This window comes from Sorangium sp. So ce124, from assembly GCF_051525235.1.
Classification (GTDB): Bacteria; Myxococcota_A; Polyangia; order Polyangiales; family Polyangiaceae; genus Sorangium; species Sorangium atrum.
In genome coordinates this window covers 10,856,389-10,876,702 of sequence record NZ_CP150312.1, presented here as the reverse complement: position 1 = coordinate 10,876,702, position 20,314 = coordinate 10,856,389, and the positions used below count along the sequence as shown (strand labels likewise).

Genomic DNA, 20,314 nt, shown 5'->3' with positions numbered 1-20,314 from the left:
TCCTAGGCCGGTTCGGCGGCGAGCACGCGGGCGTCGGTGACGATGGTCCCGAGCGGGACGTCGCCCGGGGTCGCCGGCACCTCGGCGACGAGCTGGAAGTCGAACACGACGCCCACGGCATGCGCCGGCGGGCAGAAGCGCGGCAGGGTGCTGTCGTAGTAGCCGGCGCCATAGCCGATCCGGTGCCCTCGCGGGTCGATCTGCAGGGCGGGCACGACGATGACGTCGAGCGCAGCGGCCTCCTCGTCGGTCGCGTCGGGCTCGCGGAAGCCGAGGCCGCGCTCCTGCATGGCCTCGGGGTCCTCGACGAAGCGGAAGGTCATGGCGCGCGACTCGGGGTCGATGGATGGGTAAGCAACCCGGGCGCCGCGGGCCCGCAGGAGCGGATCGAGCCCCCGGAGGTCGACCTCGTTGCGCCCCTCGATCGGGTAGAAGAGCGCGACCCGCCGGGCCGCGGCGAGGGCCGGCAGCTCCGCGAGCGCGCGCTGGATCCGGCGCGATCGCTCGAGGATGGCGTCGGCCGGGATGGAGCTGCGGACGGCCCGGGCGCGCTTCCGTAGCTCGGCTTTGGCGCGGTAGCGCAGGGCGGCCTCGGCATCGGGGTCCATGGCTCGGTGGTTCCTCCGGCGCGCATCCTAGAGAGCCGCCCCGGGCCGGGAAACCGCCATGTGCGAAATCGATGGGAGGTGGCGCAGTTGGCCCCAGGTGTGGCGCTCTTGCACCGAGCGCGGGCGCAGCGGCTCGCGCTGCGAGCGCGGGGGAGCGGGACGGCCGGGGGCTCGGTGCGCGCAGGGAGCGGACGGAGAGAGCGGGAGCGACCGCGCGGAGGGCGCAATTGCGAGCGGCTGGCCGGGGTGAGCCCACGGACGAGTCCGGTGGCACCGTTCGTGCTGCTCGCGGCGACCGCGGCGCCTGCGTGGATGGCGGCGACCGCCGCCACCGCGCGATCCGCGCAGGCAGCTGGCAGCACCCTGATCACGGAGAGGCGACTGCGGAACGGGGCCACGGCGAGAGCAGCAGCCCCAGACGCCGGAGGAAGCGATGTTCTGGGAGGATTTCAAGAAGTTCGCGATTCGTGGCAATGTCGTCGACATGGCCGTGGGCGTCGTGATCGGCGCGGCGTTCGGCAACATCGTCAAGGCGCTGGTGGATAACCTGATCATGCCGCCGATAGGCCTCCTGACGGGCGGAATCGATTTCAGCCGGCACTACATCGTCCTGAAGCCCCCGAGCGGCCCCGGTCCGTACGCGACCCCCGAGGAGATGGTGAAGGCCGGCGCGGTGCTCCTCCAGTACGGGGTCGTCATCAACAACCTGGTGAGCTTCTTCATCGTCGCGCTCTGCGTCTTTCTCCTGGTGCGGCTCATGGGGAAGCTTCACAGGCAGCGCGCGGAGGAGGTGACGACGAAGGAGTGCCCCGAGTGCGCGATGAGCATCCCCATCAAGGCGGTGCGCTGCGGGCACTGCACGGCGGCGCTGAAGGGCGCATAACGCATAACGGAGAGAGCACCGCGCGGGCGGCGCTGCGGGCGCGGCTCGCCGGCGAGCGGGCTCCCCGTCGACGCAGCGCCCGTTGACGCCTGTATCGTCCGGAGGAGAGCGCGGCCGCGGAGTGCCGCGCTCTGGCTCAATGGTTCTCGACGGGCACGCCGGCCTCGAGCACGGCCTTCTTCAGCGTCAGAATCTCTTGCTGGCTATCGGTGAGCTCCATCGAATGAAAGCCGGGTGGAGCGGTCGGACCCATGTGGATCGGGGCGACCGCGGTCTCCAGGATCGGGATGCCATCGAGCCGGCGCTGGTCGGTGCGGGGCCTCGGCTCGGTGAGCACGGGGAGCAGGCTCGGAGACGCCGTGACCCGAGGGCTCAGCGCGTTCACGCGATCGGGCGCGAACAGCTCGAGCGCGGTGCGCGCGATGCACGTATGATCGAGTGTGCCGTGGAACGGCACGCCGCGCGGAGCCCACGGCGAGATGACCAGGGCCGGCACGCGAACGCCGAGCGTATCGAACGGCGCCGCCTCGCTCCCGGGCGACGGCGGCGGGCGCACGTGGTCGTAGAACCCGCCATGCTCGTCGTAGGTCACGACCAGCGCCACGTGCGGCCAGGCCGGGCTCGCGATGAGGTGGTTGTAGATGCGCGCGATCAGGTTCTGACCGCGCGCCACGTCGGCCGGCGGATGGTCGTCGTTCGCCCAGTTCAGCAGCGCGTCCACGTCGACCAGCGTGAAGTTCGGGTCGATCCACGAGACGCTGGGCAGCGTGCCTTCGCGGCAGGCCTTGTAGAACGAGGAGATCTTCGCGATCGGCAGCCCGCGGTGGCCCTTGTATTTCTCGACGGTGCGCAAGAACGCGATGTCGTGCGAGTAGTAGCGCCACGAATCGGCCGGCAACAGGTCGAAGAACGTCGCGCGGTCGATCCATTGCAGGTTCCCCGTGCGCCCGGCGCTGGTTCCGCAGAGCGCGAAGAACCGGTTCGGCCACGTCGGGCCCGCGAACGAAGCGAACCACCGGTCGCAAACGACGTACTGGCGCGCGAGGCTATCGTACGTCAGCAGATCGCGCTGGTCGTACCAGCTCATGATCTCGGCGACGTGGCTGTTCGTGCTGTAGCCCTTCACGAAGCCGTCCATCGCGCCGCCGTTGATCTGCCGCACGACGTCCGTTCGGAGATGATGCGGGCGGATCCGGGCTCTCGTGCTCTCGAGATGATATCCCGTGATCGGCGTACCGTTATCGTCCGAGTTCGTCGCGCCGATCACCCCATCGACGTCCATGCCTGTGCTGCGCAGGTAGCCAATCATGTGATCGAAAGAGCGGTTCTCGAGCATCACGATGACCAGATGACGGATGTCTGCCATGTTCCACCGCTCGCTTTCCCATGCGGCTCAGCGCGCTGTCGGCCGACACGGCCGCGCAGGGCCGGTTTCACTATCTTGAATTCATCTACCGCAATCTGCCAGGGGAGAAGAAAATCCAAACATTTCGAAGACGTCAAGCCCCAGCTGCGGGGCCCCGCCCGGGTCGCCCGAACGTTTTCCATGCGCTCCGACATCCCCTGAAAAGCGGTGTCACTTCAACGACTTATCAGGCTCTCGCCAGAGCGCGCCAGCGCGCTGGGGGTCGAGCGCGCCGACCAGGAGATCTCCGATCTGTCGCCCGGCGTCGAGGCGCGCCTGCGCGCGGCGTACCGCGAGGCCATCGCGGAGCTGGAGAAGCGCCGAGCGGCCGAGAAGGACCCGGCGGTCGCCGAGGATCTTCAGATCTTGCTGGACGCTGCGGACCGGGCCGTCCGCGGGTCCGAGCTCGAGGAGAGGACCAGGGTCACCTACGTGCACGCCACGGGGCTCGTGTTCGAGGGCCTCTCGACCCTGCTCGACGACCGCATCCCGCCGCCGCGCCGAGCCACGGCCCTCGCGCGGCTCCGGCGGTACGCCGGGCTGGAGGCGGGCGACGCGCCGATCGCCGAGCAGGCGAGGAAGATGCCCGACCAGGAGCTCGGGAAGCCCGGCTTGCTGGCGCCCTCCAGGATGGAGATCGAGCGGCACCTCGCCACCAGCGCCCGCGTGCGGGAGGGTATCGGTGAGCTCTTCCGAAAATACGCCATCAGCGGCCACGAAGAGCCGCTGGCAGCGCTGAATCGTCAGCTCGAGGCGTACGACGCGGCGCTGCGCAAGGACGTCCTGCCGAAGGCGCGGACCGACTTCGCGGCCGCCGCCGCTCTACGCGTACCTGCTCGAGCTGCACGGCGTCGACATCCCGCCCGCCGAGCTCCCTGGGCCCTCTGACGAGCTGCGGAGGGATCGACGACTTCACCCACGCCGCGGCGTCATGGCCCCTCAGCGCCCACGAGGCGCGCCCCGGGCACGAGCTCCAGTTCGCCTCGCTCGTCGAGCGGGGCGTCTCGCTCGCCCGGGCCGTCTTCGCGGAGAACAGCGCCAACATGGAGGGGTGGGCTCTTTACTCGGAGGCCATCCTGCTCCCGTACATGCCGCCCGAGGGCCAGCTCGTCTCCCTGCAACACCGCCTGGTCCGGGCTGCCCGCGGCCTCCTGGACCCGGAGCTCCAGGCGGGCAAGATCACGCCGGCCGCCGCGCGGGCCTTCCTGGAGAGAGAGGTGGTCCTCTCGCCGCCCCTCGCGCAATCCGAGGTGGAGCGTTACACCTTCCGCGCACCGGGGCAGGCGACGTCGTACCTCTACGGGTTCACCCGGCTGATGGATCTGCGGCGAGAGGTCGAGTTCAGGATGGGCCCGCGCTTCGACGCGCAGCGATCCCACGACTTCGTGCTCGCCCAGGGCATCCTGCCGCCGAAGCTGCTTCGCAAGGCGGTCATCGAGCGCTTCGTGCCGGCACAGCCGGCGCGCTGAGCGGCGGAGGGAACCCGCGCTCGTTTCACTCATGCCCCGCGATGGCGAGGTTCTCGGTGAGCGCGCCGTAACCCATGAATTTCTTGGGACTACTTAATCGGATGCATCAGGCGGTGCCCCTCACCGGCGCCCGACCCCCTGCCGGGTTAGGGAGCGGATTTCAAAAGCGCGTCTACCCGCTCCTCTTCACCGAGCAATCTAAGAACATCGCGAGCGGCCTCTCTTTCACCGTGCATGGCTTCGTCGATGAGAATCCATAGCCCCTCACGTGCCGCGCGGTGACATCGTTCAACGATGTCACCCGGAGTGAAGCTCGAGGATGACGCATACCCCCCGAGAATCTGAAACAGAAGATCGAGCACCGCTATCCTCACGAATCGTGGGCGCAGATCTACGAGACAGGCAACCAGCACGGAGGTACACGCCTCCGCGATCTCATACAACTCGCCCTGAATGACAACGTGATTCTCTATCCCCCAGTAAGCCTTCGTAGACTCCTCAGGACCCTTTGCGTTCAGTAGACCAAGCAACGCATCTCTCACCCTTTCTCCGGTCCCCTCCGCCTCATGAACGCTAGTCCAGTCAATGGCCCCAATGAGACGCTCCGCGACGTTCATATTTTTCATTTGGAACCCGACGTGCCGCCAGGAGCTCGCAGCGTCCCCGGAACGAATCTCTCAGGCGAAAACTTCTGTTGACACGAATTACACACAGGGATCTCGATCCACTCTAGCTTCCCTGTCGATTGATTCCTCCGCCAGCCATTCACCTCGGTCATTGTTCCCCCTGGGAGCTTCCGGTCGGCATCAACTTCCGCGTGAACACGTGGACCAGATCGTCCTACCTCCACTTTCCCGTCACGTGCAATTCCCACGTATGCGGCGCTGCTTCGATCAGGTCTTCCGTCTGGGAGTCGCCCAGCCGCATCGCGAGCGGCACGAGCCTAATCGATCCCTGCAGCTTCTTTGGATGGTGCTGCCTGCTTCACAGGCGTTTTCGCCGCCTCCGCCCCCTGCGGCGGCTTCGCCGCCGGCGCCGGCTGCGGGCCTTTCGCCGGCTGCACAGCCTGCGGCGGTTGCGCCGGTGCGGCGGCTGGCTGCGCCGGCGGCCGAGCAGTTTGCTGCTGCATGACGAACCTGAACAGCAGCCGGCGCATGCCGTCCCCGATACCGCGAGACGTGCGTCCCGCCGCCGCAGCGCCAGCGTTCATCCGCTGCAGCATCTGCTCCTGGTGGAACTTGCCGCCCTCCGGCCCGTTGAAGCAGCTCGGGTGCCGGCACCCATTGGCCCCGGGAGGGAAGTTCCGGCTCGCCCCTTGCGTCTGCCGCCCATCCGGGTCGACGAGGTTCACCGGGTTGTTCAGCGTGTAGCTGTACAGCCCGAGGTTCCCCGGGTTGAACACCCCTCCGCTCGTCCCCCCCTCCATGTACTCGTCCAGGATCGGATCCGGGCTCAGCCACACACTGCTCCTCGGGTCGTAGTACCGCGCCCCGAAGTAGTAGAGCCCCGTCGCTTGGTCGAGCTCCTTCCCGGTGAACACGTACGCCCGCCTGAGCTCGTACCGCGAGTCCGACGCGTCGATCCACAGCTCCCCGCTCGGGAAGTACTCGTCCCGCTGCGTCAGCGTCTGCTCGTTGTTCGACGCGAAGCTCGTGCTGCCCAGGTGGTCCGGGTGGTAGTACAGCGTCGGCGGGTCACGGAACCAGTCCGGATCCATCTTGCTCGCGATCCGCGTCTGCCCCGCATAGATGTGCTTCGTCACGAACCGCCCATCGCGCAGCGTCAGGTGCTGGTCGTGGTACGCCGTCTCCTCCTCGCCGCTCACGTGGTGCAGGTGCACCCGCCGCTCGCCGTCGCCGTCGTACAGCATCCGCGACAGCACCTGACCGTTCTGGCTCACCCGCGTGACCCGGTTCTCCTCGTTCCAGTCCGTCGTCCGCGTGTCCGGCTTCGAGTATGTCTCCAATCCAGGCAGAACGCTTCTCGCTGGCAACTGAGCGGAACAACTCAGCGCCAACCGTCAGAATCCTACTTTCATCCGTAGAACCATCCAATCCTGACACTGCCCTCACCGAGCTGCTACGCCACGACGTCACCCATCTAGCCAGCACCTCAGTCCGATGGTCCCTGGATAGCCAGTACCCCCAGAGCCTTCTGTGCCTCGGCACAAAGCCGCCTCCACGCCTCTGTTTGCATGAATTCTTCCAGCGGAGGAAGCATCTGAGGGGTCTCTTCGGCGATGGCATCGATGATCTTCGAGAATTCTCCGAGCGCACGAATTTCATCGACAGAGAACAGAGCACCAAATTGTGGATTATCTGGCCTGTACCAGTCATCCCATTGATTAAACAGCTCTTCTGCCACGTTCACAGCAGGAACCCGCGCTTGGTATGCGCGCTGCAGCTGCAAGCTCGACAGCAGCGCCAAAACCTCCCGGACACGCTCCCGCACATGCTTTCCGTCACTCATTGACACCACCGCTCAAGGCGCATTCCAGTTTTTCCACTTCAACCAGTCCGACAGTGGGATATGAGCATTGGGATGCTCGCTCAGCGGACCAGGGATCGGCTTTCCGTCAGGCCCAATAATCCGCCCATTCGAATTAACCACGACATGATCTACCTGTTGTAGCGATTGGCTATTGTTCGGGTTACCACGATCGATCCGGACTCCGTTCCCCTGGTTCTTCGGATCTTGCCATCTCACGCCTACCCCCTTCTTTGTCGGATTCCCCGCCCCCCACGAGCCTGGGATTTTGCCTGCAGCCTCGGCCGGCGGAGCCCATCCTCCCCCCTTTGGTGCCGCCTGCGGCGGCTTCACCGCCTCCGCTCCCTGGGGCGGCTTCGCCGCTGGCGCCGGCTGCGGGCCTTTCGCCGGCTGCGCAGCCTGCGGCGGTTGCGCCGGTGCGGCGGCTGGCTGCGCCGGCGGCCGAGCAGCCTGCTGCTGCATGACGAACCTGAACAGCAGCCGGCGCATGCCGTCCCCGATACCGCGAGACGTGCGTCCCGCCGCCGCAGCGCCAGCGTTCATCCGCTGCAGCATCTGCTCCTGGTGGAACTTGCCGCCCTCCGGCCCGTTGAAGCAGCTCGGGTGCCGGCACCCATTGGCCCCGGGAGGGAAGTTCCGGCTCGCCCCTTGCGTCTGCCGCCCATCCGGGTCGACGAGGTTCACCGGGTTGTTCAGCGTGTAGCTGTACAGCCCGAGGTTCCCCGGGTTGAACACCCCTCCGCTCGTCCCCCCCTCCATGTACTCGTCCAGGATCGGATCCGGGCTCAGCCACACACTGCTCCTCGGGTCGTAGTACCGCGCCCCGAAGTAGTAGAGCCCCGTCGCTTGGTCGAGCTCCTTCCCGGTGAACACGTACGCCCGCCTGAGCTCGTACCGCGAGTCCGACGCGTCGATCCACAGCTCCCCGCTCGGGAAGTACTCGTCCCGCTGCGTCAGCGTCTGCTCGTTGTTCGACGCGAAGCTCGTGCTGCCCAGGTGGTCCGGGTGGTAGTACAGCGTCGGCGGGTCACGGAACCAGTCCGGATCCATCTTGCTCGCGATCCGCGTCTGCCCCGCATAGATGTGCTTCGTCACGAACCGCCCATCGCGCAGCGTCAGGTGCTGGTCGTGGTACGCCGTCTCCTCCTCGCCGCTCACGTGGTGCAGGTGCACCCGCCGCTCGCCGTCGCCGTCGTACAGCATCCGCGACAGCACCTGACCGTTCTGGCTCACCCGCGTGACACGGTTCTCCTCGTTCCAGTCCGTCGTCCGCGTGTCCGAGCCACGGTACGTCCAGCCGGTCTGGTTGCCGCTCGCGTCGTACCGCATCTCCCGCGGCCACGGCATCGACTCCGCCACCAGGTGCTCGTCGATACGCCTCGGCGCGTGCGGCTGCGGGCCCGCGTACTGGTACTCCGACCGGTACGTCTGCTCCCGGATCGCGTGGTCCTCGCGCCATCCGTCGCACCCAGCCGGAACCGGCGTGGGGCACGTCTGCGGCACGTACCGGTAGCTCGCCTGGTCCTTGGTCAGGATGTTGCCAATCTCGTCGTACGAGAACGACAGCCGGTACCGGTACTGCCAGTCTCTCCGGTCCTGGTACGTCCCGCTCGCCGAGAGCAGCTGATACAGATCATCGTACCCGTACTGCTGCGTCGTCGGCCCCACCAGGACCGAGCCCGGCATCGACTGGTCGTACGGCACCTCGTTCCGCACGCGCTCCAGGTTGCCCGCCACGTCGTACTCGTACCGCATCCGCTGGAACGCCCTCGCCGGCTGCCCGCGCTCCACGAGGTACCGGTCGCGGTGGTCCGCGTTGATCTGCTGAAGCCGCCGCGACTTCTCGTAATACCGATACGACGTCGCGATCCCGTTGCCGTGCACCACCCTCACCCGCTGCTCGAACTCGTCGTACCCGATGTGCAACAGGTACTGCGTCACAGCCGGCTCGTCCGGGTGCTGCGGGTTGATCTGCGTGTTCGTTCCCCTCTGTGCCAACGTCTGGTGAGACAGGCTCCCCCTGGAAATCTGTGGTGAGAGGGCGGAGAATGGACCTGACCCGTGCCGAAGCCTTCCCATCTCCGATCCGTCGATCCTACCCTCGCCCCAGCGGCGCAGGGCGCTGCTCCACGCGCGAGTGGCGTCGCCGTCGAGACCATGCCGAAGGCGGGCAAGAGGCGGAAGTTCTCGGCGGCTGAGAAGCTGCGCATCGTTCGTGAGGCGGCCGCATGCACCCAGCGCGGCGACATCGAGGCGCTGCTGCGCCGCGAGGGCATCTACAGCTCCCTCCTAACGGCGTGGCGCAAGCAGCTCGCCCTCCACGGCAGCGAGGCTCTCGCGGGGCGCAAGCCCGGCCGCAAGCCGAAGCAGGACGCGAAGGACCGGCGCATTGCCGAGCTCGAGAAGCGCTCGGCCCGACTCGAGGAGAAGCTCGCGCTCGCGGAGAAGCTCATCGATCTCCAAAAAAAAGTCTCTGCCATTCTGGGCATCAATCTCACGAGCGACGAAGAGCGCTGATGGACGCCATCGAAGAGCTCGATGACCCGCACGTCCCCATCGCGCAGGCGTGTGCGACACTCGGCATCAGCCGCGCTACGCTCTACCGGCAGACGCAGCCCGCGAGGCCACCGGCGTTGCAGGGGCCCGTTCCGAGCCCACGCCGGCTCAGTGACCCCGAGCGGCAAGCCGTGCTCGATGTGTTGCACAGCGACGAGTTCGTCGACCAGCCCCCGCCGGAGGTCTACGCGACGCTGCTGTCGCGCGGCGTCTACCTTGCCTCCATCCGCACGATGTACCGCCTGCTCGCGGCGTCCGGCGAGAGCGGCGAGCGACGCGCGCAGCGCGGGCCGATGAAGCATGCCAAGCCGACGCTCACCGCCACAGCCCCCAACCAGATCTGGACGTGGGATATAACCAAGCTGCGCGGGCCGCTGCCCGGGGTCTTCTACTGCCTGTACGTCGTCCTCGACCTGTTCAGTCGCATGACCGTTGGCTGGCTGCTCGCCGAGCGCGAGAGCGCGAAGCTCGCCGAGCACCTCTTCGCAGAGACGGTCGCCCGCCACGGCGTCGAGTTCGGCTCGCTCACGGTGCACGCCGACCGCGGCTCCGCGATGAGGTCGGAGGGGCTCGCTCAGCTCCTCGGCTCGCTCGGCGTCGTTCGTAGCTTCAGCAGGCCTCACGTCAGCGATGACAACGCCTTCTCCGAGTCGCAGTTCAAGACGCTCAAGTACCAGCCCGACTATCCGGACCGCTTTGCCTCGCTGGCGCATGCACGAGCGTGGTGCCAGGAGTTCTTCAGCTGGTATAATGACCTTCACCAGCATTCTGGTCTTGCTCTCTTCACACCTGCTGATGTATTCTACGGCCGCGTCGAAGATATCGCGGCTCGGCGCCAGGTCGCCCTCGACACGGCCTACGCCGCGCATCCGGAACGCTTCCCGAACGGTCCGCCTGTCGTCCGCAGGCCGCCCGCTTCGGTAGCCATCAACCCGCTGTCCGTCGACGACGCTGCCGACGAGGCCGCGGCGCCGCCACACACGGCAACGACCAGCGTCGCGCCCGAGCCCGTCGCTGCGCCAACCGCCGAGACGCAGCGGCCGCTCGGGTGCCAGAGCCGGAACGCGTCCCTCAACGCGATCCACTCATAGAATTCCCGTCCGGCCTGTCTCAAACCTGTTGGCATTTTCCGTTCCCACGGCCGACCGGACCAGGCCACCTCGGTCGTAGCCGTACGTCACCACCTCCGCCCCGGAGCCAGGGAACTTCATCGACAGCAGCCGCCCGAGCCCGTCGAAGTCGTACTCCATCGTCGCCTGGTACGGCCCTCGGTGCGGCTCCCGCAGCCGGGGGAACTCCGTCGTCAGCTTCGCCACGTTCCCCAGCCGATCATAGGAGAACGTCCTCTTCCCCGCCTCGCTCTGCTCCTCCACCAGCCGCCCGGCCCGGTTGCCGTGCTCGTCGCCCGCCTCGCTGGGCGCGCCGTACACATAGGTCACGTCCGCCGAGTCCGGGTAGTTCACCCGCCTGAGCCGGTTGAAGTCGTACTCGTACCGGATCAGCTTGCCCGCGCCCTCCGCCAAGAGCTTCGCCGTCTGCCGCGCCCCGACGTTGCCCGATCGGTCGTAGCGCCACTCCGTACGCCCCATATCCGGGCTCGTCAGCGTCACCATCCGCCCCAGCGTGTCGTACGCCGCGGTCGTCACGTTCCCGCGCGCGTCCATCACCCGCACGAGCTCGTCGACCGCGTTGTACCCGTACCGCGTCATCAGCGTCGTCCACGCCTCCGACCCGCGCAGCCGATTGCGCTCCTCGACCGCCACGATCGCGTTGTCCACGTCCTGGTACGCCTTGCGCACCTTCCCCTTCGGGTCGACCTCCGTCGCCACGAACATCGCCACGCCATCGAGCTCGTCGATATCGTAGCTCGTCGTCGTCACCGCCTCGCCGGTCTCGGCCTCCTCGTCCGGCTCCCTCTGCTCGACGATGCGCGAGAGCACGTCGTACTCGAACGTCGTGGGGTGCTTCAGCGGCACGTCCACGAACGCCGTCGCCTCGCCCGTCGCGAACACCGGCTGCCCCTGCTGCCAGACGCGCCCCCGCTCGTCCAGCACCCTCCGGCCGCTCACGCTCATGCCCACGACCGGCGCGGCCCCCGTTCCCGGGTCCCTTTCCAGATCCTTCTTCGTCTGGATCACCCGGTCCAGCCCGTCCACGAACGTCACCGTGTCGATCGGATCCCCCAGGTGCTGCACGTCCTTGTGCCGCGTCCGCGCCCACGCCGGCACGGCGACGCTCTCCCCTGGCTGGAGCGCATACTCGAACGCGATCGTCGCCTCCGCCGCCGTCAGCGGGTCGTCCGGACCGAACACGGCCCGCAGCCGCCCGAACGCGTCGAAGTCGTAGTGGACCTCATGGCCGTTGACGTCCCGCGCGGCGCTGACCGCGCCGTAGCGGTAGTCCGACGACGTCTCCGAGAAGTAACCGAACGAATCGTCCACCCGGGAGAGGTACGTCTCCGCGACATCGTCGTACTCGTACGTCAGCCTGAAGCCCCGCGGCTCGATCACCTGCTCCAGGTTTCCATACGCGTCGTGCGAGAACTCCCATGTTGGATTCGTCGACGCGTCTCCCGTGTACGGCGCGCCCGTCGCCGGATCCTTGCCGCCGATCACCGTGTTCGTGATCCACTCCACCGCGCCGGTCGCCTCGTTGTACCCGGCGGTGCGCTCCCGCAGCAGCCTCCCTGCACTGTCGCGCACCTCGACGCTGTCCGCCCGCACCACGTGCGGCCCGTCGTACGTCACGTAGTGGATCGTGGTCGTGACGTCGTCCTCCAGCGTGCCTGGCTCGCCGTGCTCGATCACCCCGATGAGGTTGCCGCGGTCGTCCCAGTCCCGCTCCTCGCTCGTCTGCTTGCCAGGCGCGCTCGGGTCCGTCGTCTTGCCCTCATACCACGACATCGTCCGCAGCTCTTCCCTAGGGAAGAACGAGCCCGTCAGCGTCGGCTGCGCCCCGGGCGCGCGGTACGCCACCTGCTGACGGCTGAACAGCCGCCCCTCGGCATCCTGCTCGATCACCTCGGCCACCAGCCCGCGCCGGTAATAGTCCTGGTTGTGGTAACGCGTCACGATCTGCGAGCCGTCCTCGCGCGTGGCCGTCACCTGCGCGAAGCCGTAGTCCTCGCGCTCCGCCCGGTCGTAGAACCCGCTCTGGTGGTAATCGAACGTGTGCACGTAGGCGGGCGTGCCCATGCCGTCGTCCACCTCCACCCGCGACAGCACCCACTTGCTGCCGGGCATGTCCACGCTCAGCTCGCCCGGCCCGCTCGCATAGGCCACCTTGTTGCCCTCACGGGCATAATCCAGCCGGATGCTGCCGCCAAGCGGACGGACCACGCGCGACAGCCGGTTGGTCTTGCCCGTCAGGTTCAGCCGCGCCCGCAGCGCCGTGTCGCTCTCGCGCAGCATCCCCTCGCTCAGCTTCAGCACGTGATCCGCCGTCCCGTCGCCGTCCAGGTCCTCCCATCCGAGCTCGCTCCGTCCATCGCTCAACCCGAGCTGCGCCGCGATCTCGAGCACGATGCACACGTACGGCGTCGTGATCTTGATCGGCACGCCATACCCCGCGTTGAACGCCGTCGTCTCCGAGAACGACAGCGCGTCGTTGCTGCCGTTGATCTCCTTCGTGAACTCCTTCTCGAGCACGACCCCCCACGGCAGCCCGCCGCTCACCGCCGGCGCGCTCCACCTCTCCTCGGGCCCGAAGCGGTCGCCGAGGTTGAGCCGGACCCGGTAATAACCCTGTCCAGGCTGCTTGATCACCCGGTCGGGCAGCCTGTCGCCGTTCAGGTCCACGAAGTCGACGAGCGTCCGGCTCACCGTGTGCGCGATGCCGCCGCCGATCCCCGCATAACCCACCTGCAGGCTGTTCGTGGTGTTGTCCTGCACCCGCACCGACGAGAGCTGCTCCGGAGACCAGACCCGGCTCAGCGCGGTCAGCGGGTCCCCTTCGACCTCCGGCAGCGGCTCGAACGGATCGCCGCTCCGATCGAGCGCCGCCCAGGGGCGCTCGTCCCCGAAGCGGTAGCCGAGGTTCAGCTGCACATGGAGCACGCCGCCCGCGCTCCTCACCTTGTCCGGAAGCCCGTCGCCGTTCACGTCGAGCAGGTCGTGCGTCGTCTGCGACGTGCCCCAGCTCTTGCCGAGCGAGGGCAGCACGCTGAGCACCTCCTTGGTCTCGGCGCTCGCCTCGATCTTCTCCGCGATCGCGGACGCCGCGGATCCGAAGCCGAACCCGAACCGCGCGCTCATGCTCTCGATGACCCGGAAGTCCCCCGGCTCATCGATGGTCAGGGCGCCATACTGCCCCGGCTGCTGTCCGTCGCACCGCCCGCCGCCGCACGTCTGGATGCGCACGCCGCCCTGCGTGACGGCATCGGGCCGCCCATCGCCGTTGACGTCGACGAGCTCCAGCTTCGACTCGGTGGTCCCGGTCGTCACCTGGAACGACCCGATGAGCGCGAGGTCCGCCGAGGCCGAGCCGTTGTGGCTCTTCCTCAGCCCGGGGACGTTGGCCACGTCCTCCGGCCGGACGCCGCCGACGCGCGACGGCTTGAGCTCCCCGGCCCGGATGTACATGTCCGCGCCCGAGCCACGGAACACCGGGCCGCTGACGCTGCCCACGAGAGGAAACCCGGCGTCCCCCGGCGCCCAGCCCGCATGGTACCCCTCCCAGTGCGGCTCGACGCGCGTGAAGTAAGGCGGCCTGTTCGCCTCCGGCCTCCGGCGGAGCTGGTTCTCGTCGAACGGGTACTCCGTCGTCCACTCGCCATAGCTGAAGCCGCGGAACCCGCCCACCATGCGGGCTTCCAGCTTCCCATCCGGGATCGCTCGAGCGTTCACGGCGGGCACGTCCAGCACCGTCCCCGTCTCGTTGAACACGAGCTGCGGCAGCCACGACACCGACGCTCCGGGATCCGACAGCGATGTGTCCATGTCCGCGTCGCTCTCGAAGAACCTCGTGAAGGCGAGCTCCTCGCCCTCCATCACCGGGAACACCACCGGATCGCCCGGGTCAGGCACGCTCCTGGCCGGGGAGATCGCCTCCGCTCCGAGCAGCTCCCGGAACAGCCGCTCGCTCCCGCGATCCACCCGCAGGGTCACCGGCCCCTGCGTCGCTCGCTTGGAGGCGGAGCCGAGCAGGCTGACCGGCCCGCTCTCGGGCATGACCACCCGCGACAGCGAAAGCGCCGTCCCGCCGGTCGTGCTGTCGCTCAGCTGCACGGGCGCCACGATCGACTCCTCGGGCACCGAGATCGGCCCGCGGTCGCCGGGCAACGCGTCGAGCCCGCAAACCCTCTTTCCGGACGGACCACCGGACCTGGGCGCGCACTCGCCTACCGCGCGGCAGGTCCCCGGATCCCCGTCGTGGCCGCACACCTCGGTGTACCGGGCAAACCCCTGGTACTGCACGCGCGACGGGTCGACAACGTTCTCGCCGAGCTCGGCGTACAGGAACAGGAGGTCGCCCTGGAGCACGGACACCGGCCACGCGATCTCGGTGCCGAGCTGCGCGCCCGACACCCTGGTCCGATGGAGCTCGATGCTCTGCCCCGAGTCGACGTCCTGGCGCAAGAGGCGCACATCGAACGCATCGTCCGCGTCGGTCCGGACGAAGCTCGCCTGCACCGTGACCTGCCCGTCTGCCCCCGCGACCCAGCCCGGCACGCTCCGGTCGAGCACGGAGAAGTCGTCCGCGAAGGTGAAGGTGAAGACCGGACGCCCGAGCGCGTTGACGCGCGTCCTCTCGCCCGGAAGCAGCGGTATGCAGAGCTCCGACGAGCAGAGCTCCGTATAGCGGATGCGCGGGTTCCAGCGCGTGATGTCGCCCTCGATGTCCTCCTTCGGGTCCACCCGGAAAAAGAGCGCGTCGGTCCGACGGACCTGGAGGCGGATGCCGCTCCCGCAACCCGCCTGGCCCTCGGGAACACACGCAGGATCGCTCGGCCCGATGTCCCTTTGCCAGAGCGGCTGGTGCTCGCGGTGCGCCCTGTCATTCGCCCGCGGTGCCAACGTCGTCTTCGTGATCGACGCTGTCACCCCGTCTCCCGCGCCGCCCCCGGCCAGCGACACGCCGCCGTCGATGATGACGACACCGTCGTACGGCGGCGCCCATTTTACCAGCGGGCTGGTCCGGTAGAACGCGTTGCGGAGCGCCTCGACCTGCTCGCCATCGCTGAAATCCTCGTCGATCGTGAACCCGGCGCCCCGGGCGCCCGGCCCCAGCCGCGCGTTGTTCGGGTTCAGCGTCGCCCCGCCCCCATCGAGCAGCTCCGGGAAGCCATCCCCGTTGATGTCGAGCAGCAGGCTCTGCGCGGTCGCGGTGCTCCAGGCGCGGTTGAGGCCGACACCTCCGAGCTCCTGGAACAAGTGCACCGCCCCCTGCAGACCGACCGTGATCTGGTGCGTGCTGCCCACGCTCTCCGGCGAGAACGCGTTTCCGCTCGACCGATCCGGGAGCGAGTTCAGCCAGACGCCGTTGCTGCCCACGAAATCCGGGAGCCCGTCGCCGTTGATGTCCGTGAACGCGACGTCCTCGTCGTCCGCCCCGAACGAGACGGAGACCCCCAGCCCGGCGTGCGGATCACACACCGTCGGCCCCACGCCGACGAACGCGCTGAGCCCCCCTTCGATCGAGCTCGTGGCCCCGAGGCCATCGCGCCCTTCCGCAGGCCGGCCCCACTCGGTCGGTGCCGAGAACACCTGCAGCTCGCCGTCGTCTTGCTGGAGGCCGAAGTACTCGAAGCCGTGCTCGTAGAGCGGCTCCTCACCGCCGTTCCCATGGACAGCGATGCTCTTCAGCAACGACTTGTGATGGTGCCGCGGGTCCGGCGTGTCGTATGCGAAATGATAGCTCCGGATGATCTCCTCGGCATCGGGCGCCTGGCCCATGGTCACGTCGATGCGCTCCAGCCTCCGCGTTGTCCGCACCTCGAAGCCAGCGCGCGCCGAGCTGACGACGTCTCTCCGCTGCGCTCCGTCGTCCACGGAGAAGACCACGTGATAGTGCGCTCCAGGGAAGCCGCTCTCGTGCTCCGTGTAGTCGATCCGCCGCGGATAGAGCTGCACCCAGTCCTCGCCCTCGGGCGCGTCCTTGAAGTACGAGATCCGCATCCGGTTGCCGAACGTGTCTTCTACTCGCTCCAGGTTCCAGCGGAAGATCCCGGCGTCGCCGGACCGGTCCTCCAGGCGCGCATCCGCGCTGTCCCCGTAGGTATACCGGGTGCCGTCCTTGTCGGTGACCACCCAGTGAAAGCTTCCGGGATCGGCCCCGAGGCGCTCGATGCGATCGAAGGCACCCTCGACGCGCCGTTCGTACCTGCCCGGCTGCCCGGGGATGGCCCGCAGCATCTGGCCGTCGAGCGTGTAGAGCTCGTCGCCCGTGTACCGCGGCACGCCGAACCGCGTGTCGATCTCGATCGCCGAGACGCGCAGATCCCACCCCACGCCGAGCCAACCATTGCCCAGCTCGCTCTCGTACGTGACCGCCAGATCCGGCGCGATGCCGCGCCGGCCCGGCGGCACCTCGATCGGGAACGACAGCTGCGCCGTGCCCCGGCCGTTCGCCTCCGGCGGCTCGATGAACGACACGCCCGCGGACGGGCTCGCGAGCTGGATCCCCTTCATCGCGTTGGGATCGAACGACTGCGCCCCCGGCTGGTCCGGCATGGAGATCGCCGCGTTGACGAAATCGGTGAAGTGATCCGTCAAGCTCGTGAGCTCCCGGGCCCCGCCCTGCTCGACGCGCCCGAGCTTCGTCCATCGCTGGACCGCCTCGTCGAAGTAGAAGCCGAAGATCTCCCTGGCCCTGGCGCCGCTCGGGATCGCCGCGGCGTCGACCGGCAACGTCAGCTTCACCGGCTTCTTGAACTTGAGCCCGTGCGGCCCGAAGCGGAACGCGCGCCCCTCGGGCGTCACATTGCGCATCGCGCGCCCCATCGGCTGTACCTGGACGGGCATCAGCGGGCGGATCGTGATGCGCGTCGTCTCTTCCAGCGCGTCAGGCGGGATATCGAGCGTGGCGCCCGCGAACGAGAGCACCGCGCCCTCGCCCGGGCTCACCACCGCGCCATAGGGCGCGCCGTGGTCCACGACGAGCCCGCTCGGGGCGGCGCCCGCGGCGCACGGACCGAGCTGGAGCTCGCGACCGAGGCGCGTACCGTCCTCGAGGCGCGCCTCGAGGCGCGCCGTCCACGCGCGGTGACTCGCCCCCTCGGGCTCCGGGAGCGTGAGCTCGAAGCTGCCGTCGTCGCCCAGCGCAACCGGCTCCGGGCCGGCGAACAGCCGTGCTCGCGACGCGTCCTCGCCGGCCAGATCGAGGAACCCGCGCACATGGGCTCTTCCCTCGGCGCACTCGCCGTGCAGCGGCGTGCTCAGCCCGATCCGCCGCGCGCGGGAGGGGACGGAGCTCGCCACCACGGCGACGTCCGACACCTCGGCGTGGCTCCCCTTCACCCGCGCGATCTGCACGGAGGCCGCCCCCGGCCATGTCGCTGACTCCGGGAGATTGAACCGGTGCCAGCCCGGCGGCAGGTCCTTCAGGTCGAAGCGCAGCCCCTTCGCTCCTTCGCCGGGCGCGATCTGGAGCTCTCCTGCGCCCGTGCTGGTCAGCTGGAAGAGGAGCGCGTGCGGCGCCACGCGGGCGCCGAAATCGAGGCTCAGCGCCTCCGTGCGACGCGCGCGCTCGCCGCCGACCGGCAGGGCGCGCGCCTCGGCAGCGGAACGCGCCTCGACCACACCGGCGTGCGGGATCCCGACCACCCGGAGAGCGCTCACGGTGAATCCGTGCTCGTGCTCGGCGGAAGGCCGGAACCGCACGACGTTATCGCCGCGCCTCAGCCATGCGGGCGCGATCTCCTCGACTTGCAGGCCTCCGGTCGCGGCCGCTGCCGCCAGAGAGCCGCCGCGCGGCGCTGTTCCGTTGATCTGCCGGCTCACGCTCGACCAGTGCCCGCGGCCCTCGAGCTCGTAGACGAGGAACGCGCGCGCGAGCGCCCGGGGATCGGTGTCCACGTGGAACGACAACGATCGCTCTCCGCCCGTGCGCGTCACGGTCGCCCGCTCGGACGTCGCAGCGAACCGGTAAGCCCCGGCGAGCTGCCCCGCGAGCACACGATCGGCGAGCTCCACCTCGGAGAGGGCACGCGTGGGCGCGCCGGCGGTCCAGAACAGGATCTCCTGCGGCCCGCGCTCGCCCGAAGGAAGCCACTCGATGACGACGTGCTGGGCCGTGAGCGCCATGGGAAGACGCGTCCAGCGCTCGCCCGTGTCGTCGAGCGGCACGTCGACCAGGCCGGAGGCGGCCTGAAGCTCGGCGGCCTCCTCCGCACGGACCGTGAGCACGCCCTCGCTGCGCCCGTACAGCGAGAGCGCCTCGAACGCGATGGGCTGCGGAAACGAGACCCGGATCCGCACCTTCTCCCCGGTTTCGCTGCGAAGGCCCGTATCGCCTCGGCCATCGAACAGGACCCACGGGTCCGCCCCTGGGCCGGCGCCGGCGGCGCGAACGTCCGCTGGCAAGGCCACCATCGGGACCACGGCGAGGCCGCCAGGGCCGCCGGCGGGGCCGCCCACGCTCGCGAGCACGGCGGCGTCCCCGGCGAGCGCTGCCGCGAGCTCGGCGCCGCCGCGAGCGCCGGTGAGCCGCGCGCGCAGGGGATCGCCTATCCGGCGCAACGTCAGCGCTTGAGCCCACGCGCCGAGGGGCGCGCTCACCACCATGACCAAGAGAACGCAACCCGCGCACCGCCGCCACACCCGTCTCATCCACCCGGACGTCATCGCTTGCCTCCGCGGCCGCGAAGGGAGCAAACGACATCGTAAATAGCAATTACAACCGATAACAGGCGGCGCGTTCTCGCCGCGAAAAGCGCCAGTTTCGGCCGGGTTCCAGCACGATTTCAGCGCATCCTCAGGCGCTCCGTCTCCGAGCCATCGAATTCAGACTACCGGATGCCGAGAAGTTCGTTATCCTGTCACGCTCAAGCAACAATCCTTGGCTCGCCCTCTCGACCGCCCGTGCGGCGTGGGGGGGTGGCCGATCACGCCGTTCACGGAGGTGACCTTGCGCAATCTCACGATAGGGGACATGAAGCTCGCCTTGCGCGATCTCTTGACCGACAAGGCCGATGAGCTGCGCCTGTCGGCGACAGGCAAGCTGTATGAGCCCCGGCTCAGGGCGAAGCAGAAGGAAATCGACGCGATCCCCGACGCCGCGGGCACGCAATCGCCGCTGGCCAGGGAGCTCGCCGAGGCGGACGCCCGGCACGACGGCCTCGGGGCGGCCGTCTTCTTCCTGTGCAAGGCCGTCGAGGCGCACCCCGCCTTGCCGGCGGCGCTCAAGGAAGCGGCGGCGACCGCGCAGCAGGCGTTCGTCCCGAAGCTCGACGTGCTCCGCGCCCCCTACGCGGACGAGGCGTCGGCGGCGCTCGACAACCGGCCCGAGCTGACCCGGCTCAAGGCGGAGCTGAAGGCCGCCGCGACCCCCGGCGGAGGGACCCTGCACGACTGGGTGAAGGCGTTCGTCGCCGCCGGAGACGACATCGACGGCCTGCTGCGCAGGCGCGCCACGCTCCTCGCGACGGGCGAGAACGCCGCGGCCACCGGCCCGCTCCGCGGCGCCGCCGTCGGGCTGCTCGGGCGGTTCCGGGAGGCGCTCCGGGACGAGATCCAGGAAGAGGGCAGCAAGCTGCCGGCCGACCACGAGGCGCGGCTGTTCGCCTACGTCGACAAGCTCAACGCCGATCGCGAGCGGGTCGGGCGCGGGCGCGCGGCGCCCGAGCAGGCCCCGCCCACGCCCCCCAGCCCGCCGACGGTGCCCGGCGCGTCAGCGCCGACCGCGCCGGAGGTGAGCGCCGATCCCGAGCTGTAGCCGGACCGCTCGCGGCGACATGCCGGGGGCGTGA

General features: G+C 68.8%; 13 protein-coding genes. 6 read left to right on the top strand and 7 right to left on the bottom strand.

Annotated elements, in window-relative coordinates; translation table 11 throughout:
• Positions 1–2: 2 nt before the first annotated feature.
• Positions 3–608, bottom strand: a complete 606-nt coding sequence (locus tag WMF19_RS40835) for a 5-formyltetrahydrofolate cyclo-ligase (RefSeq protein WP_437895323.1) — start codon at positions 606–608, stop codon at positions 3–5.
• A 433-nt stretch (positions 609–1,041) separates the two neighbouring features.
• Here WMF19_RS40835 and mscL point away from each other — a divergent pair, with 433 nt between their 5' ends.
• Complete coding sequence (gene mscL / locus WMF19_RS40830; RefSeq protein ID WP_272104310.1) at positions 1,042–1,491, top strand: large conductance mechanosensitive channel protein MscL; 450 nt, start codon at positions 1,042–1,044, stop codon at positions 1,489–1,491.
• A 136-nt stretch (positions 1,492–1,627) separates the two neighbouring features.
• On the opposite strand, the gene WMF19_RS40825 is transcribed toward mscL, so the two are convergent.
• A complete protein-coding gene (locus WMF19_RS40825; protein ID WP_437895322.1) occupies positions 1,628–2,857 on the bottom strand; it encodes a phospholipase C in 1,230 nt (409 codons plus the stop codon).
• Positions 2,858–3,064: 207 nt separating this feature from the next.
• Here WMF19_RS40825 and WMF19_RS40820 point away from each other — a divergent pair, with 207 nt between their 5' ends.
• Positions 3,065–3,784: a DUF885 family protein gene (locus tag WMF19_RS40820; protein WP_437895321.1), complete on the top strand. Its 720-nt coding sequence runs from the start codon at positions 3,065–3,067 to the stop codon at positions 3,782–3,784.
• Positions 3,772–4,365 (top strand): DUF885 family protein, encoded by a 594-nt coding sequence (locus tag WMF19_RS40815; protein ID WP_437901724.1) that lies wholly within the window; start codon positions 3,772–3,774, stop codon positions 4,363–4,365. Before WMF19_RS40820 ends, WMF19_RS40815 begins: the two co-directional genes overlap by 13 nt.
• A 146-nt stretch (positions 4,366–4,511) precedes the next feature.
• Here the strand turns inward: WMF19_RS40815 and WMF19_RS40810 are convergent, their stop codons facing one another.
• The 4 genes from WMF19_RS40810 to WMF19_RS40795 form a co-directional block, all read right to left on the bottom strand.
• Complete coding sequence (locus WMF19_RS40810) at positions 4,512–4,982, bottom strand: hypothetical protein (protein ID WP_437794227.1); 471 nt, start codon at positions 4,980–4,982, stop codon at positions 4,512–4,514.
• 326 nt (positions 4,983–5,308) lie between these two features.
• Positions 5,309–6,331, bottom strand: coding sequence for an RHS repeat-associated core domain-containing protein (locus WMF19_RS40805; protein WP_437895320.1), 1,023 nt, complete (start codon positions 6,329–6,331; stop codon positions 5,309–5,311).
• A 146-nt stretch (positions 6,332–6,477) separates the two neighbouring features.
• Entirely contained in the window at positions 6,478–6,834 is a 357-nt protein-coding gene (locus WMF19_RS40800) for a hypothetical protein (RefSeq protein WP_437895319.1), read from the bottom strand.
• 12 nt (positions 6,835–6,846) lie between these two features.
• A complete protein-coding gene (locus WMF19_RS40795; protein ID WP_437895318.1) occupies positions 6,847–8,793 on the bottom strand; it encodes an RHS repeat domain-containing protein in 1,947 nt (648 codons plus the stop codon).
• Positions 8,794–9,009: 216 nt separating this feature from the next.
• Between WMF19_RS40795 and WMF19_RS40790 the strand changes: the two genes are divergently transcribed.
• A complete protein-coding gene (locus WMF19_RS40790) occupies positions 9,010–9,369 on the top strand; it encodes a transposase (protein ID WP_437894425.1) in 360 nt (119 codons plus the stop codon).
• Complete coding sequence (locus tag WMF19_RS40785; protein WP_437894424.1) at positions 9,369–10,499, top strand: IS3 family transposase; 1,131 nt, start codon at positions 9,369–9,371, stop codon at positions 10,497–10,499. Before WMF19_RS40790 ends, WMF19_RS40785 begins: the two co-directional genes overlap by 1 nt.
• Here WMF19_RS40785 and WMF19_RS40780 read toward each other — a convergent pair.
• Positions 10,494–19,124: a SpvB/TcaC N-terminal domain-containing protein gene (locus WMF19_RS40780; protein ID WP_437895317.1), complete on the bottom strand. Its 8,631-nt coding sequence runs from the start codon at positions 19,122–19,124 to the stop codon at positions 10,494–10,496. The two genes, WMF19_RS40785 and WMF19_RS40780, sit on opposite strands and share 6 nt — an antisense overlap.
• A gap of 373 nt (positions 19,125–19,497) precedes the next feature.
• Between WMF19_RS40780 and WMF19_RS40775 the strand changes: the two genes are divergently transcribed.
• On the top strand, positions 19,498–20,280 hold the full coding sequence (locus WMF19_RS40775; protein ID WP_437895316.1) for a hypothetical protein: 783 nt from the start codon (positions 19,498–19,500) through the stop codon (positions 20,278–20,280).
• Positions 20,281–20,314 lie beyond the last annotated feature (34 nt).

What these genes read in the sequence shown, in the direction of transcription:
- WMF19_RS40800 (WP_437895319.1), bottom strand. Translation starts at nt 6,834, where the DNA reads ATGAGTGACGGAAAGCATGTGCGGGAGCGTGTCCGGGAGGTTTTGGCG.
- WMF19_RS40785 (WP_437894424.1), top strand. Translation starts at nt 9,369, where the DNA reads ATGGACGCCATCGAAGAGCTCGATGACCCGCACGTCCCCATCGCGCAG.
- WMF19_RS40825 (WP_437895322.1), bottom strand. Translation starts at nt 2,857, where the DNA reads ATGGCAGACATCCGTCATCTGGTCATCGTGATGCTCGAGAACCGCTCT.
- mscL (WP_272104310.1), top strand. Translation starts at nt 1,042, where the DNA reads ATGTTCTGGGAGGATTTCAAGAAGTTCGCGATTCGTGGCAATGTCGTC.
- WMF19_RS40790 (WP_437894425.1), top strand. Translation starts at nt 9,010, where the DNA reads ATGCCGAAGGCGGGCAAGAGGCGGAAGTTCTCGGCGGCTGAGAAGCTG.
- WMF19_RS40810 (WP_437794227.1), bottom strand. Translation starts at nt 4,982, where the DNA reads ATGAACGTCGCGGAGCGTCTCATTGGGGCCATTGACTGGACTAGCGTT.
- WMF19_RS40775 (WP_437895316.1), top strand. Translation starts at nt 19,498, where the DNA reads ATGAAGCTCGCCTTGCGCGATCTCTTGACCGACAAGGCCGATGAGCTG.
- WMF19_RS40835 (WP_437895323.1), bottom strand. Translation starts at nt 608, where the DNA reads ATGGACCCCGATGCCGAGGCCGCCCTGCGCTACCGCGCCAAAGCCGAG.